This window comes from Paenibacillus sp. FW126-R14, assembly GCF_058789495.1.
In genome coordinates, this window is sequence record NZ_JBYTBS010000004.1 from 49962 (window position 1) to 69071 (window position 19110).

A 19110-nucleotide genomic window follows, 5' to 3' on the forward strand; every position below is an offset into this window, starting at 1 on the left:
GTACTCCTGTCATTTCGCATTTTGTTTGGCTATTTTTCCCGCTTCCACCATCATCCACTTCTGCGCTTCCTCAGCCGTCGTGTTATCGAGCATAAATTTGCTAAAGCCTTTTTCCAGCACTCCCTTTAATTGATTGCCGTAAGAAACGGAGACGTCAGGATCGAAATTCGTTTTTACCCTCTTATCAAAAATCGTTTCTTGCAATGTCGTGACATCGAGCACATCCGGTGCTTTGCCGAACAATCGCTCAACTATCGCTTTTGAATCAGCTTTCTTATATCCGGACAGTTCGAGCCTGGCCTCTTGCTCTGTCGTCATATAACGAATGAAATCGTAAGCTTCCTGCTTATGTTTGGAGCCCGCTGCAATAGAAACGTACGATCCGCCGATATTCGTAATGCCTAGTTCTCCATTTTTGGATGAGCGGGGCAGCGGGGCAATGACGGATCTAAATGTGTGCGGGTACTTCTCCCTGTTCATCACATTGTCCAACATGTATGGCGCCGTAGCCAGCATAGCCGCTTTCCCGTTCAGAAATTCCGTTATGTAGCTAAGTTTGGCCCCGACAATATCGGCTAGAGGTTTAACGGACTTATCCTCTTTCTCCATGGCACGCCGCAGATTAAAGAAATAGGCAAAAGAAGGATCATTAAAACCAGGCTTCAGATCATTGGTCAAGTAGGGGCTCTTAAGGTCCGAATAAGCAATTAGGTTCGCGTACTCGCCCCATGTGTGGAAGTAAGCGCCATATCGTTTATCGATGCCTTCGCCTTTCGAAAGCTTTTTCGCGTACTCCCGGAAATCGTCCCACGTCCAATCGAAAGTTGGCAGCGGGAGATTGGCTTCCTTCAGCGCATCCTCATTCATCAGTACAAAGTAAGGGCTTGAAGTCAGCATCGCCGCATAATATTTTCCGTTCAACTTAGGATTAATGTAATAATCCTCTTGCGGATTAACATGCCCGTTTGCATAAAACTCATCAAGCGGAGCGAGGACGCCTGCCGCTGCTCTTGCCAACGTTTCATCGATATTGCCGTACGCCAGCACATCGACCTCTTCGCCGGAAGACATTAATACGTCCATTTTCTTCATGCTCTCCACCGAATTTCCGGGCACTAAGGATACATTCTGTACCGTAATGTTCGGATGCTTGGCATGAAAAGCAACGATCATCTTTTGCCGCGCGGTTTGATTGGATTCATTGTCCCAAGTGTAAAATTTAAGGACGACAGGCTTTGCACCTGTTTGGGCGGCAGTTCGGGCCGCACCTGCTGCTGCCGCAGATTCTGCAGCTCCTGTATCCGTACCTGTACTGCAAGCGCTTAAAAGTGACATTGTCAACAAAGCGCCGCTAACGAAAACTGCGCGTTTCTCTTTCATGTGACATCCCCCACTACGCTCAATGATCGATCCTTCATCCTTTGATTCCGCCAAGCGAAATGCCTTTGATCACTTGCTTTTGCAAAATGATAAAAACAATGACTAAAGGGAGAATGGCAGCAACTGAGGCCATCATCAACACCGCATAATTATCGGCATATTCATTTTTAAAAAGCTGCAAGCCCAGCGGTATCGGATATAACCGTTTCGAAATTAGGAAAATCAGCGGATTCTGATAATCATTCCAGACCCAAATAAACTTCATAATCGCCACCGTCGCCAAAACCGGTTTGGATAACGGCATCATGATTTGTACATATATTCTAACATATCCGGCCCCGTCCATCTTCGCCGCTTCAAGAAATTCACGATGAATGGAGACCATAAATTGTCTGAGCAAGAATGTAAAATACGTCGTCGAGAACATCCCCATGAGCATTAATCCGGCATGCGTGTTATAGAGGTGCAGCCATGTGAGCAGCAGGTAACGTGGCACCAGAGTCGATTCGGAAGGGATAATCATCAACGAAAGCAAAGTGGCAAATGCCATGTTGCGGCCACGGAATTGCAATTTCGCAAACGCGTAAGCTGCCATAGATGCGAAAATCAACGTTGCCAGCGTAATCGTTAGAGCCAGCTTGAACGAATTATAATAAAACAAAGTGAACGGAACGCTGCCCAGCCAAACTTCCCGGAAGTTGTCGATCAAATTCCATTTGGGGGGTATCCACTGAATCGGGAAAACCATGACATCCTTCTCATACTTAGCGGCTGCCGAAAGCATCCAAAGCAGCGGCATAAGAAATACGAACGACAACAGTCCCATGAGCAGCGTCGTGGTCCACTTTGATATATGTGATTTATTCGATAGCAACCAAGCCTCTCCTTCCCGCTACTCGTAAGCGGAGTGCCTCTGCAGTTTATATGTCATCCAAGTGACGCCACCAATCACAAGGAATAGTGTCCAAGAAATCGCTGAAGCGTAGCCCATCCTGAAATTTTGAAAACCTTCTTCATAGATCCGGTACACCAGCACCGTTGAGGAATCGTTCGGCCCCCCGCCTGTCAGAAAAGCGATTAAATCAAACACTTTAAAAGATGACATCAATGTCGTAATCAACAAGAAGGATGTTGTCGGAGCAAGCAATGGCATCGTGATGCGGAACAATTGCTGCAAGAACGAGGCGCCGTCCATCTCCGCAGCTTCATACAGCTCATCCGGGATCTGCGTCAATCCGGCCATAAAAATAATAATTTGATAACCAAGGGCAGCCCAAATCGCGATAATCATGACGGCTGTTAAGGAAAAGTGCGTATCCGCCAGCCATTTCGGAGGATCAACAACCCCCAACCCCATCAAGAACTGATTGATCGGCCCAAGGGATGGATGATACAGAGCGCTCCAAATCGCGCCAAGCGCCGTTATCGACGAGATATACGGGATGAAAAAAGCAATCTTAAAATAGCTTTGACCAAACACTCTGGCATGTATAAGAACAGACAAGATCAAAGCAAGAAAAAGCCCTATAGGCACTGTAATTGCCGTATACGTTAAGTTGTTTTTTAAGGCTATATAAAACTTATCGTCCTCAACCAGCATTTTGTAATTATCCAGTCCTACCAGCTTGATACTTGATAAACCCCCGACTAAATTCCATTGGCAGAAGCTTAGGAACAAGGAAAATACGACCGGAAATACGCCGAGCACCAGCATACAAAGAAATACGGGCGATAGAAATACCCATCCCGCTAACGCTTCTTTTCTGGACTGGTTCCATAACATGCCGTTCACCTCTATATGGGTAGATTGTATAAATCTACTATATAGCTTTTTCAATTACGCTTATGAATCTCATATTTTACTGATTTGTGTACTATTTTTACCTTTTACTTTGAAAATAAGGATAAACGACTTCGTCGTCCTTTTAGGACGAGTGTGTTTGTCAAGGTAGACCCCATATTGACTCCCTTTCTCTTACCCGTATCGGACATAGCAGCCGTTATATTCACGAGAAGCGTCGTGTCTCTCTCCTTACGGACACCACAATCCCTATTTGCCGATTTCGGGGTGAAATCCGTCCCCAAGTGAACAATTAGCAGCGCAGATGTCCGTTACATGTTCAAAGAGGTTCTTTGCCATCGAATAATAGCCACTCAGTCCGTTAGCGAGAACAAAAACTGCGCTGCCGCCATTTCGTGCGGTTCCGAGTCACAGTGTTAACTTCAACCTGCTGCCCTCTCCTCCTACTTTAACGCTGAAAAACGACGTCTCAGCTGCCGCATCGGGGATGGAGGGAACTCTATTCCCTTATTTCGGCGAAAAGCTGAGTCTCGGCGCCCGAGGGGGAACTACAGGTTCTTATTTCACCTCAAAGCCCCACCTATCTGCTCGAAATGGTGGAATAGAGGACTCAAGTTCCCCTCCCCTTGCCTAGAGGGCTTTTCCAGCAAAATAGCGCCCTGTAGAGGGCTATTCATATCCAAAAAATAAAACGGCCGCAAGCTTATTCAGACTCGCGGCCGCTCTTATATGCGATTAGCTAACGAATTATCCGAGAATCAATCTCGCTAGTGCCGCCAAGTCTAGGATGTCGATAACGCCATCGTTGTTGATATCCGCTTTTTTATACAGATCCCAATTCGGATCGGCGGATGTTTTGCCATAGTATGCAGCCACGATAGCCAGATCTCCAATGCTGATTTTGTCATCCCCGTTCGTATCTCCCGGTATTGAAAGAATGACAGAGTTCTTAAAGATTTGCAGCGCACCGGTTAATGCTGTTGTCGCTTGTTCCACCTGCTGCTGGGTAACGGAACCATCATTCACGACGGATTGAGCCTTGTCGATCGCTGTTTGCAGAGCAGCTTTAGCCCCGGCCGGATATTGGCCAGCGCGTGTGCCTTCAACAGCAGCATCATGCTGAGCTTGAGCGTCTGCAATAAGAGCAATGAGTGCCTCTTTATTGATCGGAGCCGCAATTTGCACGCTGTATGATGTACCGGCAATGTTCTTTTCCACGCCATTCTCATTGGCGAAAACAACATCTGACAGCGTTACTGTCGCCGGCACGGTGGAGGAGGATTTCGCTCTCATGTGAAGCGCCAGCAGCTCACCGCTAGCCTTGCGATCTCCTCCGACCAGTGCAGATAGGATTCTGACTTTGCCCGGTTTTTTTGTTGCATCCGATATGGCAACGATTTTCAAATCATCCAGCAGAGAATCTGCTGATAGCAATTCCATTTTCTCCGGGTCATACGTAAAGGTTAAATCTTGTGCATATACGCTCTCAGTCACGCCAGATACCCGGTAGGTGATATCGAACGACTGACCCGCAGTAACGGTCGAAGGACCGGCTAACAAAGTCTGTTCTTGAACATTGTAAATTTCCGCTTCCGCCAGCTGGAACCGATAGTAGATATCGTCATGAGGCATAGCTCCAAATTGTGTGACAACAACTCTCACATATCTGGCCTGTTCCGTATTAAAACGGTATACCTGCGCTCCATCATCCACATTCGACTGCCCTCTGACTTGTTTCACGGTCTTGTATTCCCCGTTCTCCAATTTCACTTGGATATCGAAATCAACCGGGAAGGAGGCGATTTTCCCATCCGTCGTCTTCGAATCCGTCCTCGGGTACAAAACGAGATTGTTGAAGGATTGCACGCTGCCTAAATCAATTTCGACCCAGATTGGATTTTTCGTTGCATCCGGTGAGGTGAAGCCATTACTGGAATATTTCAGCTCCAGATTTCCGTCAGTCAAATTGGAAATATTCCATGTAGGAGCGGCTGTATACGTATTATTGCTGCTCGCTTTTTTCCCTAAAGCCAAATTAGCGCCATTAGATACGAATAGGGAAAGCGAGGATGAAAGCGTGACATCCTGATAAGTGACTTCTACGTTTATTTTGACATTGCCAAATCCAACTGCTTTCAATTTACCTGACGCATCTACAGTTGCCACATTTGCATCACTGCTTTTGAAGGTAGTCTTAGCCTTAGCCAGATCTATGGCGACGCCATTCTCTTTTTTCGCGGTTACGTTCAGTTGAGTCGTGTCGCCTACGTTCATTTTCGTTTGATCGCTGCTTAAGCTGACAGAACTCATCGGACTTTCGGCAATCGTCAGCGTGGAAGTGAACGAATAGGTGCCGGAACCTACCTCATACACGGCTTTCCCGCCGTCCATTTTCACAAAACGGATGCCTTCCGCTTCGCTAATGCTTTTCCCGCCTTCTTTAACCGTTGCTTGATCATCCGTCGGTACATAGACCGTCGCTGTCGTATTCGCCGGAATCGTCACATTCAGTTTGAAACTGTTCCCGTCGAGGTTCCAACCGCTGGCAATGGTGCCGTAGATCGAGTCATATTCCGCTTTCGCATATTGGAATTCCCCGCCCACAGTCGGCTGTATGATCGTATGCTTGAATCCAGGCTGAGCAGGATCAGCTTCGATTCCCGCCGCATAACGGAACATCCACTCGCCTACGGAGCCTAACGAATAGTGATTAAACGAATTCATCCCGATATCGCCGAACCCGCCTTCTTTCGTATAGGAATTCCAGCGTTCCCAGATGGTCGTCGCACCGTTCTTAATGCTGTAGCCCCACGAAGGATACGTATCGTTCGTCAGCAAATGATACGCAACATCGGAGTAGCCGGCCTTTGTTAGCACAGGAAGCAAGTAACCGACGCCTAAGAACCCTGTTGATAAATGCCAATCCCGTCCTTTAATTTTATCGACGAGATATTTAGCGGCCAGCGGCTGTTTGTCCTCAGGAAGCAAATTCATTTGCAGCGCCAGCACATAGCTCGTTTGCGTATTGCCTTTAATACGTCCGTCTTTATCGACAAACTTTTGATTGAACGCTGCCTTAATATCGTTAAACAGAGCTTCATATTTTTGCGCATCCGCATCTTTGTTAACAGCCTTCGCCATTTTGGACAAAAGCAGTGTACTATACGCAAAATAAGCCGTGTTTACTACATCTGTCGGCGTATTATCATCCACATTCAGCCAATCGCCGTAACCGCCCTCCGGGCGAATTAATCCACTGCTGTTCTTTTTCAAATAATCAATCCATTTGACCATGGCGGGATAGTTATCTTCAATGACGCGCTTATCGTTATACATTAAATATACCGTCCAAGGAACGATAACCCCGGCATCCCCCCAAGCATTGCTCCCTTTACCTACGATCGAAACATAAGGTGCGACATCCGGGAATGCGCCGTCTGAACCTTGGCCCGATACCATGTCTCCCATATATTTCTCAAAGAAAGTCATCGTGTTCATGTTGTAGCTGGCCGTTCTGGCAAAAATTTGCGCGTCTCCGGACCACCCCATTCGCTCATCGCGCTGCGGACAATCTGTAGGAACGCTTAAGAAGTTTCCTTTTTGCCCCCAAACGATATTGCTGTATAGCTGATTCACCATACTGTTCGAAGTCTCAAAGGTTGCCGACGGCTCCGTATCCGAATGGACGACCACACCCGTGATATTATCCAATGTCGGAACGCCCGGATATCCGGTGACTTCTACATAGCGGAAACCATGGAACGTAAAATGAGGCTCATAAACTTCGTTGCCGTCACCTTTCAGCGTATATTCATCCGTCTGCTTCGCCGTCCGCAGGTTGGCTGTGTAAAGTGTGCCGTCATCGTTCAACATTTCACCGAAGCGCAGCTTCACTTTGGAGCCGGAAGGTCCGTTTACTTGCAGCCTGGCCCAACCTACCATATTTTGACCCAGATCAAAAATATAAGCGCCGGGCGTCGGCTGTGTAATGACTTTCGGCTTTAATTCCTGAGTCGCATGAACGGTCGGACCGATTTGCGCGATCAGTTTGCCTTTAAAATCATTCGCAACTCCTGCCGCGATCCATTCTGTATCATTGTAGCCGGGTTTATCCCATGATTGCAGGTCATTCCGGGCATCATAAGCTTCTCCCATCAGTATATCCGATGAAAGAATCGGTCCTGCTGTCGAAATCTTCCAAGATGAATCCGAAACGATCTGATCTTTCGTCCCATCCTGATACTCAACATTCATTTGCAGCAGCAGTTCCGGCTTCTCGCCATAAACATGATCGCCAGCCATCGCCACATGCCCGGAATACCAACCGTCTCCAAGCAAAGCTCCCAGCGCATTGCTGCCATTCTCCAGCATCCCTGTGACATCATAGGTTTGATATTGAACGAATTGATTGTAATCCGTCCAACCAGGGGATAAATGATCGACCCCGACACGCTTTCCGTTCATACTTAGTTCGTATAAGCCGAGCGCAGTCGCGTACACAGTCGCTTTCTTCACAGGCTTGGTGATTTGGAATGCTTTACGAAGTTGCGGCACATGATTGACATTCTTCTTAAAAACAACATCATTGGACAAGTCCCCAAGCACTAATTGACCGTTTTCTATACTCCCGGCGTCAAACACATTCTTCGCAGGATCGGAAAAATCATCCGAAAACAGGACGTTTCCATCCGTATCTTTAATCAGGATATTATCAAAGCTGGCGCGTTCGCTCGTTCTTGAATCCTTGTGCTCCCTAAAACCAATTTTGCCGAATGAAAAATGGCTGTCCGTTAACGTATCGGCAAGCTGCCCGTTGATATAGGTCGAAATTTGACTGCCGTTCACATTGATTGTCAAGTGATGCTGCGTGTTGAGCTCCTTGCCTTTAGGGATGATCGTAGAAATGTCGACTTCCTTCAGCACTTGACCGCCGGGATTAAAAATGTGCGGCCTGAATGTCATGTATGACTTTTCTTTCGTATTGATTTGCCACATATAGAAATGCGAGGAATCCTGTCCGCCGAAAATAAATCCGGCAGCGTCCTGTAAGATCGTAAAATCGAGATCGATCGTATACTTGGATATGTTCGGCATTTGCTCTTTAGGGAGTGTAATCCATTTGGCCTGCCAATCTGCCCCATTCAGCAAACCCATTTCCCACCACGCCTGCACGCTCCAATCGGACACCTGGTCGTTTTTATCCCAAATCCGTACCTTCCAGTAATAACGGCTGCTGGATTTCAACGCTTGACCGGCATACTCCACGTTTGCCGATTGATCGGATGCCACCTTTCCGCTATCCCACACATCGCCTTGATCCTGTGAGAGCAGCTCCGGCGTTGAAGCCACCAGCACTTGATAGGCGGTCTGCTTCTGCGACCGAGCGTCTGCTCCCATCTGCCAGCTCAGCCGTGGTTTTAACGTATCCAAACCTAATGGATTGACAGCTTGCTCCGTTTTCAAATTTTTAACCCGGAACGTGCCTTCCGCAACATTAGCATCGTTAGGAGCGTTAGCAGCATTGCTCTCACTCGCAAAAGTCGTCGCCGGCACTAGCAAGGCAGGCAGCAAAGTGACGACTAGCAAAGATGATAGCGCTCTCTTTTTAAAGTTTTTTTGCATGTTACGCTGGTTTGCCATGATTATTTTTACCTCCGTCTTCAATTTTCTTCCTTTCGAATGCCTCTTCGACATCTTGTATTTATTATAAAGTAATGGTTTTCCCACTGAATAGGCATCCAATCTTTGGAATGGGTGTATATTCTTTATCTTTTAATCCAAGGTGAATCTATGGAAAAAGGAGATAGGGGATCAGCACATAAATCTTCGTGCCCTTTCCTAGTAAACTCTCAATTTCAATGCCATAATCCGATCCATACATGAACCGGATACGGCTATGCACATTGATTAATCCAATGCCTCCATTCGAAGGTGTTTGCGACATATCGGCAAGTCTTGCTCGAAGCTTTTGCAGCGACTCCTCCGAAATGCCGGCTCCATTGTCTGAAATGATCATTTGTACGCCTAAATCGACCCCTGTAATCTCAATGCGTATGTCCGTAGGCGAATTGCTTTTCTCAACAACATGCCGGATCGAATTTTCAACAAGCGGCTGCAGCGTAAATTTAGGCGCGTAATACAGCTCCATTCCGGGCCTAACATCTATTTGGTATGAACATCTGCTTCCATACCGCAATTGCTGGATATAGAGATAATCGGATACATGCTTAATCTCATCTCCAATCTGTACGATATCTCCTCTCTTTGCTGCAAACCGGAGCATTCTGCTTAAAGCGGAAATCATGCTTGTCGCCTTTTCTTGATCCTCTCCTTCAATCACCATTTGGATAGACTCCAAGGTATTGTATAGAAAATGCGGGGAGATTTGATTTTGCAAAGCGGCCAATTCCGCTTCCCTTTGGCGGATTTCTACCTGATACACCTTTTGAACCAGCTCTTGAATACGCTGAACCATATGATTAAAGCTGTATCCGAGCTCACCGATTTCATCTTTTTGATGAATCGGGAAAGAAACATCGAAATTCCCTTTCTCTACCTTCCGCATGAGCCGCTGCAGCGTTCGAATGGGACTCGTCACCGTTTGGGAAACAAAGGCGGAAACGATCGCGACGACGATCAAGCAAATGGAAAAAACGGCAATCGTCACATTGCGGATCCAGATCGTTTCTTTGGTTAATTCCTTTATGGGATTAATCGTGACCAAGGTCCAATCCGTATAATTGGAATGATTAGCGCTGACGAGCATTCGCGTATGATTGACTTCCCTTACAACCGTACCGTTCTCTAGCGGCAAAGCGGAGGACTCCCATGTGCTTTTTCCAATTAAATTTTTATCGTTATGATAGACGATTTGGCCCAACTTGTTTGTAATAAACAACATGCCGTTCGTTGAAAACGGAATCTGATCGCATATTTTGGAAATCTCGCTGAGATTGACAATGAGCAGCACCGTACAAAGCGGGTTCATGTTATCGGCATCGTAAATTTGCTTATAAATCGAAATGTAATTCGGATTATCTTGAAAAACCAGCTTTTGCTGACCCGGAGGCAGAAACCATGGCTTGCCTTGAAGATCCATCTCTTGTTGAAAGGGATTTTTTTCTTGTAAAAAAGCGCTCCCCACATAACTGAGCCGTGAGCTTGAAAATACGCGTTTGCCCGACTGCACAAAAACAGCGATGACATCCTGATGCCTGCCGTTAACAATGTTGTTTGCCAAATACGATTGCACAAAAAAAGCGTCTTGTTCGCTGGATGAAGTGGATCCCGACTGTTTTTTCCGTAAAATAGCCATGACTTCATTCGATCTGGCGATAACGTCAGGCGCTGCGTACAGCTCCGACATATACTTATCCATATTGAAGTTGGACTGCGTTAAGAGCGCAGGCACATAGCCGCCTACATTTTTTTCGATGGACTCGACATATTGTTGATAAGAAAAATAGCCCAAAAACAAAAGCGGGAAGGCGACGAGAGTCAGATAGGTGATAAATAATTTCGTGCGAAATTTTATCGTTATCTTCTTCATCTAGCCTTCCCCCCTGCCGAATGAGACTTTGATCGGACAACTTTTCAAGCGCCTTTGCTAACGGATGGCTTAATCCATTTGCCCATGGATGCGAACTTACGAAAACCCATTGCATGCTGAATTAGTAAAACGAGGATCAGAATGCTGCCTTGAATCACATCTTTAATAAATGGAGCCACGTTCATGAGATTCAAGCCGTTGGATAGAATGGCAAAAATGCAGCATCCCAGCATCGTTCCGATCATTTTTCCTTTGCCTCCGGAAAGTACGGTCCCGCCAAGCACAACGGCCGATATGCTCTGCATCAAATAAATAGATCCCATATCGGCTCGTGCCGTGGCAACCCGGGATGTCATAATGATCGCTACGATTCCAGCCAGCACTGCCGCTATCACATAGACCCCGATTAACACTTTGGTTACCGGGATTCCGGAGAATTTAGCCGACTTCTCGCTGCTGCCAATCGCATAAACGGATCGTCCCCAAGGTGTGTATGCCATGACGAAACCCATTATGAGAATCAATACAATCAGAATGATGGACTGTACAGGGATTCCAACCACCGTTCCTTGTCCCCATATATAAAAGGATTCCGAAAATCCGGAAAATGCCTTGCCTTTACTCAACACGAGCGCAATGCCGTTGAAGAACGTCATGGTGGCCAGTGTCACCAGGATCGGCGAAATTTTTAATTTTGCTACGAAAAATCCGTTAAATAATCCGCAGCATACCGCTGCCACGAGTACAAGCGGAATAACGACGATAACCGGCAGTCCTTTATTGAGAAAATAACCGGTAATTACAGCGAGAAGACCGACGAGATTCCCTAAGGACAGATCAATCCCTGCCGTTAGAATGATCAGTGTCATCCCTAATGACAATATGCCCAATTCGGCCAGCTGCACCGTTACCGACAATAAATTGTCCACGGTCAGAAACACATCGCTTTGCAAGCCCATATAGACAAGAAGAGCAAGCAGCAGGAAGAAAAGCAGCATTTCATTCGTAAGCCAGTTCTTTTGCTTCATGCCCTGGCCCTCCTCATCGATTTCATTTTGCGGTTAAGCACGTCTACGGTAATGGCCAACAATATGACCAGACCTACAACAACGTTCTGCCAATACGTTTCAACATGAGCCAGTACCAGCGCGTTATTGATCAATCCAAGGAACAAAACGCCTAGTACAGTTCCGAGCACCGAGCCGCTTCCTCCCATAATGTTGACGCCCCCAACGACTACCGCTGCGATGATGCTTAACTCAAATCCAACTGCCGCGTTAGGTTGAACACTGCCTTGTATGGCTCCGTAAACGACAGAGGCAACTCCACAGACAAGACCCATGTACATATATACAAAAATTTGCAATCTTTTGACGCGAATACCGATGCGAACGGCGGATTCCTCATTTCCGCCAAAGGCATAAATTTGCCTGCCGATTCTCGTATATCTTAGTAGCAAGCCGCTGATGAGGGCAATACCCAAAAAAATAAGAAAGGACAGCGGCAATCCCAAAACCTTCTGAGCGTTGATATTGCTGTACCAAGCCGGGAAGCCGACAATCCATTCGCCATTCGTAGCTTGCAGAATAGATCCGCGGAAGATTCCCATCGTTCCTAACGTGACGATGATCGCGGGAATTTTCCCGTAAACAATAAATAAGGAATTCAGCAAGCCCAGAACGAGTCCGCAGGCTGCGCCAAGCAGAAATGCAACATACAGATTGGCTCCCGCCGAGATGACATATTTGGCTACGATGACGGATGACACGGCTAAGATGGCGGCGACGGATACGTCGATTCCTCCTGTTAGAATGACGATCGTCATCCCTACGGCCATAATGCCGAGAACGGAATTCGTGATCAGGATATTCGTAATATTACCGGAGGTCAAAAAATTCGGCGTAATCATTGTCATAACCAGTGTGACTAGAATCAGCAGCAGTGCAACGCCGAATTCTCTACTCGTGAGCAGTCGCTTCATCCTGCTGTCACCTCATCTTTAGCCACTTGTTCTTCCCTGCTGATTCCCGGCACGGCAAGCTTCATGACGGCAGCTTGCGTAGCTTGCTTAGCGTCCAGCTCGCCGGCAAGCCTTCCTTCGCACATGACCAGAATCCGGTCGCTCATCGAGAGAATCTCCGGCAATTCCGAGGAAATCAGAATCACCCCCATGCCATTTTGAACCATTTCATTGACTGCTTTATATATTTCAGCTTTCGCTCCGATATCAACGCCATTGGTGGGCTCATCCAGAATAAGAACCGAAGGATTGGTCGCAATCCATTTGGCAAGGACGACTTTTTGTTGGTTTCCTCCGCTTAGCTTAGCGACTTGAATGTGAGGGAAGGGCGGCCGAATCGATAACTTTTGAATATAGTTTTCTGTGATGGTACGCTCCTCTTTGGGCTGCAGCAGCCATCTAAAGCGGGCAATTCTGCGCATTATACCAAGTGTCGTGTTGTGCGCCATGGACAATTTCATCGCTAAACCTTGAATTTGTCTGCTTTCCGGCACTAAGGCCAATCCCGAATGGATGCATGCGCTCACCGACTTCAAATCAATGCGCGCGCCTTTCATGGTTACCGTTCCTTGATCCGGGGGATTCAAACCGAATATCGATTCGGCCAATTCGCTTCTTCCCGCACCCACTAAGCCGGTAATGCCGACAATTTCCCCAGCCCTTACCGTAAAACTTACATTCTCGAATTGTCCCCCTTTGCTCAACTGATTGACATTCAGCAATTCTTCTCCGATGTGAACGGGCATTTTGGCATATAAATTCGTTAATTTGCGGCCGACCATGAATTCCACAAGAGCTTCCTGCGTGAACTCACTGAGCGAGCCTGATGTGATATATTGTCCGTCCCTTAACACCGTAGCCGTGTCGCAGAGTCTATAGATTTCATCGAATTTATGACCGATAAATAAGATCGCAATGCCATTACGCTTTAATCCCATCGCAGCCTGAAATAAATAGCCGACTTCCATTCGGGACAATGAGGAGGTCGGTTCATCCATAATGAGCAGCTTGCAATCGCTGACCAAAGCCCGCGCAATCGCAACCAACTGCTGTTTGCCTACGGATAATTCCGACAGCTTGGCATTCAGATCAAGCTTTATGCCTAAGCGGTCCAAAGCGGCTTGTGCCGTTGCATGCATTTTCTTCCACGAGATGATGGATGTGCTCTCTTCGTCGCTTTCGCCTAAAGCGATGTTTTCCGCAACGGTCAAATTAGGAAACAAGCTCAAATCTTGATAGATCACCGTGATACCTAGCTTTCTAGCTTGCGTTGGACTCTGGATGACGATTTCCTTGCCTTCAATCCTAATTTTGCCGAGATCCGGTTGAATCACCCCTGCCAGCACTTTGATCAACGTGGATTTTCCCGCTCCGTTCTCTCCGACGATGGCATGAACTTCCCCTGTTCTAACTTGCAGCGATACGCGATCTAGTGCTTTCACTCCAGGATATTGTTTGGTTATCGCATCCAATTCCAACCATAATGAATTTGTCACAATAGGCACCCCTTTCTATCAAAATAATGACGGAATCCCTAACCTCTAACGATTAGGGATTCTTTGTCTAATACGTTAACTTAGAAGTCGTATTGGTCCACGTTATCTTTGGTAAAATCGGTCGGTTGTCCCATGATGAGCACTTTCCCCTTTACCGACACTTTGCCTACATTTGGAATGTCTTGCCCGTCTGTCAGCGTTTTCCCGTCCAGCATATCTTTGGCTGCAGCGACGGTTAAGTAACCAAGTTTTTTCGGACTCCACAGTGTCGCCATTTGAGCGGAATTGTCCTTCAAATATGGTTTCATCAAGTTCGGCGTAGACAAGCCAACAACTTTAATTTGACCGTTCTTGTTCGCCTTTTTCACAGCCTCGGCAGCGCCCGGAACGGCAGCCGAGCTGTTCCCGATAATTCCTTTCAGATTCGGATACGCAGAGATCAGATTTTGCGCTTGCGTCAGCGCTTTTTGTTGGTCGTCATCGCACGGTACGACAGAGGCCAGCTTCATTTTCGGATACTTTTCAGCCGCTTGCTTTTTCATATAATCCATCCAAGTATTCAAGTTGCCGGCTGTCAGAGACCCCGTGATGATGGCAAACTCGCCTTCTTCTCCCATTTGCTGCGCAAGCGTGTCCATAATATGTCTGCCTAACGCTTCATCGCTGGTTTGACTGACGAACAGATCCCGCGCATCTTCTTGCGCATCCGCATCCCAAGTCAATACTTTAATGCCTGCCGCTTGCGCTTTCTTGAGCACCGGAGCAATCGCCGTAGGATCGTTAGCCGAAACTGCGATGGCATCTACCTTTTTCGTAATCAAATCTTGGATGAACGTCGACTGTTGGGCGGCATCCGCTTGTGTTGGGCCTGTGTAAATCACTTTGATTCCCAGATCCTTCCCGGCTTGCTCAGCTCCTGCTTGTGCGGAGTTAAAATAAGGAATGCCTACAAGCTTAGGGACTACAGCAACCGTGAGCTCCTTTTTGGCTGCCGTGGTCGCAGCAGGTTTGTTTTCAGCGGTAGGGGAATTGGTCGTCGTTACGGAAGTGCTCCCTCCGCTGGAACATCCAGCAATAATTGACATTGCAAGAAAACTGCCTAGCACCGTACCGAGCATTTTTTTGGATTGCAACATTTTTGTTTTCCTCCCTTTTGTGTCTAACACATCTTATTTACAATTTAATCTTAATAGAGGCGGAGGAGCTTATATAGATATCCTTTTTTTAGATTACGGTCACATTCTTTGGCTCTTCAATAAAAATGACCCGCCTTATGCCATTTGCGCAAGGACGGGCCTATCATTATTTCAGTTGGTTTTCCCTGTAATCCGTTGGTGTGCTTCCGAAATGCTCTTTAAACAGCTTGGTAAAATATTTCGGATTTTGATAGCCGACTTTACCGGCGATTTCGTTTAACTTTAATACTCTGTCCTTCAACAGCTCCCGCGCTTTTTCCATCCGTATGCGAGTTACATAATTCAAGAAGTTTTCGCCGGTTTGAATCTTAAACAAATTGCTGAAATAAGAGGGATTCAAATAGATTTCCCCCGCGACAACACTTAGCGTTAACTCATCGGACAAGTGCTGCTCGATGTAGGCTTTCGCCTTTTCAACAGGCTCTCTTTCGCTGAGATAACGTAAACTTTTTAACTTCCCGGCGATGAGCAGCAGAAACTGCAGCAGTTCTTCTTTTAGCTCCAAGACATCGGAAGATACCTGCATTTTCCTCCAAGTATTCTCGATATAGCTGGTGGACATGAGTTTCCCCGTATCGCGATCCTCCAGCCGGATTTCGTCAATTAAAATTGTGGCCCGCAGCATCAAGGAAAGTACAATGGCAGGCAAATCTCCTGAAAATAAAGCATTTTTCTTCCAAACAGCAAATAAATCGTCTACGAGGGTTCGGATCACGGCTTCATCAAATAGGCGCACCACGCTTAAGAGCTTGTTTTCAAGCTCCGACAGGCGCAAGGCTGTACTTTTGGATTCATGCAAATGTACGGAACTATCATGAGGCTGCTTTTCAAGCCAATGACATTTGCCGCCGCCTTCAAACAGTCTGCGCTGCAGCGATGCTCTGGCTTCCGCAGCAGCCTGTCCAATGGTCGATATATCCTCCAGCTCATTGCTCACGCCTAAACTTACAGTTACGGGGATATATTGCTTAAAAGCCTCTTGAAGCTTCGCCGTAAGCTCTTCGCAGATTAGTTTTATTTCCGCAGAGGAGGTTTCATCGGCATCCATTTCACTATCCTGCTCATCCCGTTTATTCTGATTGATCAGAATCCACCCCCAACCGTCTAAACCGTTCCAAGAGTGAAGAGAGATGGCGGACGCTGCGCTTTCTTCAAATACACCGCAAATATCGCGAATAATACCCGTCCTGACATATTCAAATAATTCATAGTCTCTTTGCGAATACAAATCCGTCCTTTGGACTCGGTCAATGGAGGTCGCAATAAGTCGATAGCGGCATAGAGGATTAAGAATTCCTTGCCATTCCTGTATGTGAGGAAGTCTGCTTGCATAGAGGACGGAATTCAAAAAGTTTCCGAGCTGGGAATCAACCAACTTCTGGGACTTGTCGTTCAGATCTTGCTGTAAAAACTGCTTTCTTCTATAGGTAGTCACCAGCTCCGTCATAGTATGCAATTGCTCACGAAACTGTTTTCGGTCAATCGGCTTTAAAATGTAATCGCTTGCACCGAGCTTCAAAGCGCTTCGGGCATATTCGAATTCCTCATACCCGCTAATCACCATACTGAATACATGCGGACGAATGCGCTTAACCTCAGACAAAAGCTCCAATCCGTCCATTTCGGGCATTCGTATATCGGTGATAATGAAATCAATTTCCGTTATTTCCAAGGAAATTAATGCCTCTTTGGCCGAGGAACAGGTGCCTATGACCTGAAAAGCCAACCCAGCCTGTTCGACCAGCCTCGCAATGCCGGTGCGAATTAATTCCTCATCGTCCACAATTAACACGCGTATAGGAACCACTTTCAACATCCTTCCTGTTTATTTGGATGGTTTTGTTATATACGGAATGCGGACTGTGATTGTTGTCCCTTCCCCTTCCCTGCTGGCCACAGTCACGCCATAATCGCCCCCATACAACAGTTGTATCCGGCTATGCACATTTAATAATCCGATCCCCTGCTTGGGATCGGGGAGCTGTTCGCCATGGAGTATAACTTGGAGCCTGCGCAGTGTTTCACACGGTATTCCCTGCCCGTTATCTTGAACCGAAAATTGGATACCCTCAAGGGACTTCGTGATTGCGATTTGAATCTGAGTTGGCGAGTTTGTTTTTTCGACAACATGGCGAATCGCATTTTCAACAAGGGGCTGTAAAATAAATTTGGGCGCAAAAAATGGATGAATACCCGGGTCCATCTCAATCTCATACTGACATCGTTGGCCGTATCGCATTTTTTGAATATATAGATAGTCGGTAATATGCTTGACCTCATCGCTTATATTTACAACATCGCCTCTTCTTGCTGCAAATCTGAGCATATGGCATAAGGCGGAAATCATATTGGAAGCCCTTACACCATCATCTAACTCAATGACCATTTGGATCGACTCCAGCGTATTATATAAAAAGTGCGGACTGATCTGGCTTTGCAAGGCTGCCAGCTCGGCTTCCTTTTGTCTGATTTCTACCTGATACACCCTTTGTACAAGCTCCTGAATCCTCTCGACCATGTGATTAAAACTGTTCCCCAATTCACCGATTTCATCCGTTTGATGAACAGGAAACGAAACACGGAAGTTGCCCTTCTCGACTTCCCGCATCAGCAGCTGCAGCGAGCGAATCGGACGGGTCACCGTTTGGGAAAAAAAGAAGGATATGAGAACGGATACAATTAAACATATCGAGAAAATCGCAATCGTAAAATTACGAATCCCGATTGTTTCCCTCGTCAGTTCCTTTACAGGATTAATCGTCGCCAGCGTCCAGTTGGTATATTCGGAGACGTCAGCGCTAACCATCACTCTCTCCCTATTGATTTTCATTTCGGAAGTGCCTTTCGAAAGCGATATTTCAGGCGTTCCTATTTGGCCGATGAACTGACTATCGTTATTGTATATCGTCTGTCCTACCTCATTATTAAGCAGAACCATCCCATTCTTTGCAAGCGGGATCCGATTGCATATTTGGGATATTTCATCCAAAGAGACGATGAGCAGCACCGTGCAAAGCGGATTCATATTTTCCGCATCATACAGTTGCTTGTAGATGGAAATAAACGGTTGGTTATTCTCGAACACGAGCTCGAGTCTTTCAGGAGGAACAAACAGCAGCTTGCCTTGCAGATCCATTTCTTGCTGAAACGGATTTTTTTCTTGTAGAAACGCGTTTCCTTGAAAGTTCAATCGAGAGCTGGAAAACACCCGGTTCTTCGATTGAATAAACACCGCGATGACATCTTGATGCCCGCCATTCACAATGTTATTGGCCAAATACGATTGAACGGTAAACGCGTCCTGTTCCATGACGGAAATTTTGTCCTGCTCCTTTTTCCGGAGGATCGCCATAACTTCGCCCGATCTTGTAACGACATCCGGAATGGATACGAGTTCTGACAAATATTTATCCATATTTGCGTTGGCCTGGTTTAATATCGCAGGAACGTATTCACCGACATTTTTCTCAATCGATTTCTCATATTGGCGATACGACAAATATCCTAGTACAAACAGGGGCAAAGAAACTAGTAGCAGGTATGTCATAAATAGCTTTGTCCTAAACTTGACCTGCAGTGTTCTCATTGTCGCACTCCTTGACCAAATATAGCATCTGTCCTCAGAATATGCAGTGAATCTATCTATTCGTCATAAGGAACAATTTTCC

General features: G+C 46.5%; 11 protein-coding genes. All 11 read right to left on the minus strand.

The features are described from left to right. Window positions 1-9 precede the first annotated feature (9 nt). The gene (locus AC3WRW_RS03940) at window positions 10-1380 is read right to left on the minus strand and encodes an ABC transporter substrate-binding protein (RefSeq protein WP_492545057.1); all 1371 of its coding nucleotides are present in this window, start codon (window positions 1378-1380) and stop codon (window positions 10-12) included. Window positions 1381-1414: 34 nt separating this feature from the next. Further along, window positions 1415-2206 (minus strand): carbohydrate ABC transporter permease, encoded by a 792-nt coding sequence (locus AC3WRW_RS03945; RefSeq protein ID WP_492545177.1) that lies wholly within the window; start codon window positions 2204-2206, stop codon window positions 1415-1417. A 66-nt stretch (window positions 2207-2272) separates the two neighbouring features. Next, window positions 2273-3163, minus strand: a complete 891-nt coding sequence (locus tag AC3WRW_RS03950; RefSeq protein ID WP_492545058.1) for a carbohydrate ABC transporter permease — start codon at window positions 3161-3163, stop codon at window positions 2273-2275. A 765-nt stretch (window positions 3164-3928) separates the two neighbouring features. Continuing rightward, window positions 3929-8821 carry a family 78 glycoside hydrolase catalytic domain gene (locus AC3WRW_RS03955; protein ID WP_492545059.1) on the minus strand — a complete coding sequence of 1631 codons (4893 nt, stop codon included), beginning with the start codon at window positions 8819-8821 and terminating at the stop codon, window positions 3929-3931. A gap of 148 nt (window positions 8822-8969) precedes the next feature. Continuing rightward, window positions 8970-10730 carry a sensor histidine kinase gene (locus AC3WRW_RS03960; RefSeq protein WP_492545060.1) on the minus strand — a complete coding sequence of 587 codons (1761 nt, stop codon included), beginning with the start codon at window positions 10728-10730 and terminating at the stop codon, window positions 8970-8972. A 44-nt stretch (window positions 10731-10774) separates the two neighbouring features. Next, complete coding sequence (locus AC3WRW_RS03965; RefSeq protein ID WP_492545061.1) at window positions 10775-11758, minus strand: ABC transporter permease; 984 nt, start codon at window positions 11756-11758, stop codon at window positions 10775-10777. Then, entirely contained in the window at window positions 11755-12711 is a 957-nt protein-coding gene (locus AC3WRW_RS03970; RefSeq protein WP_492545062.1) for an ABC transporter permease, read from the minus strand. The genes AC3WRW_RS03965 and AC3WRW_RS03970 overlap by 4 nt, the downstream gene beginning before the upstream one ends. Then, window positions 12708-14246, minus strand: coding sequence for a sugar ABC transporter ATP-binding protein (locus tag AC3WRW_RS03975; protein WP_492545063.1), 1539 nt, complete (start codon window positions 14244-14246; stop codon window positions 12708-12710). Before AC3WRW_RS03975 ends, AC3WRW_RS03970 begins: the two co-directional genes overlap by 4 nt. An 80-nt stretch (window positions 14247-14326) precedes the next feature. Beyond that, entirely contained in the window at window positions 14327-15382 is a 1056-nt protein-coding gene (locus AC3WRW_RS03980; protein WP_492545064.1) for an autoinducer 2 ABC transporter substrate-binding protein, read from the minus strand. Window positions 15383-15548: 166 nt separating this feature from the next. Continuing rightward, entirely contained in the window at window positions 15549-17258 is a 1710-nt protein-coding gene (locus AC3WRW_RS03985; RefSeq protein ID WP_492545065.1) for a response regulator transcription factor, read from the minus strand. A gap of 9 nt (window positions 17259-17267) precedes the next feature. After that, window positions 17268-18989, minus strand: a complete 1722-nt coding sequence (locus AC3WRW_RS03990; RefSeq protein WP_492545066.1) for a sensor histidine kinase — start codon at window positions 18987-18989, stop codon at window positions 17268-17270. Between the last annotated feature and the right edge of the window lie 121 nt (window positions 18990-19110).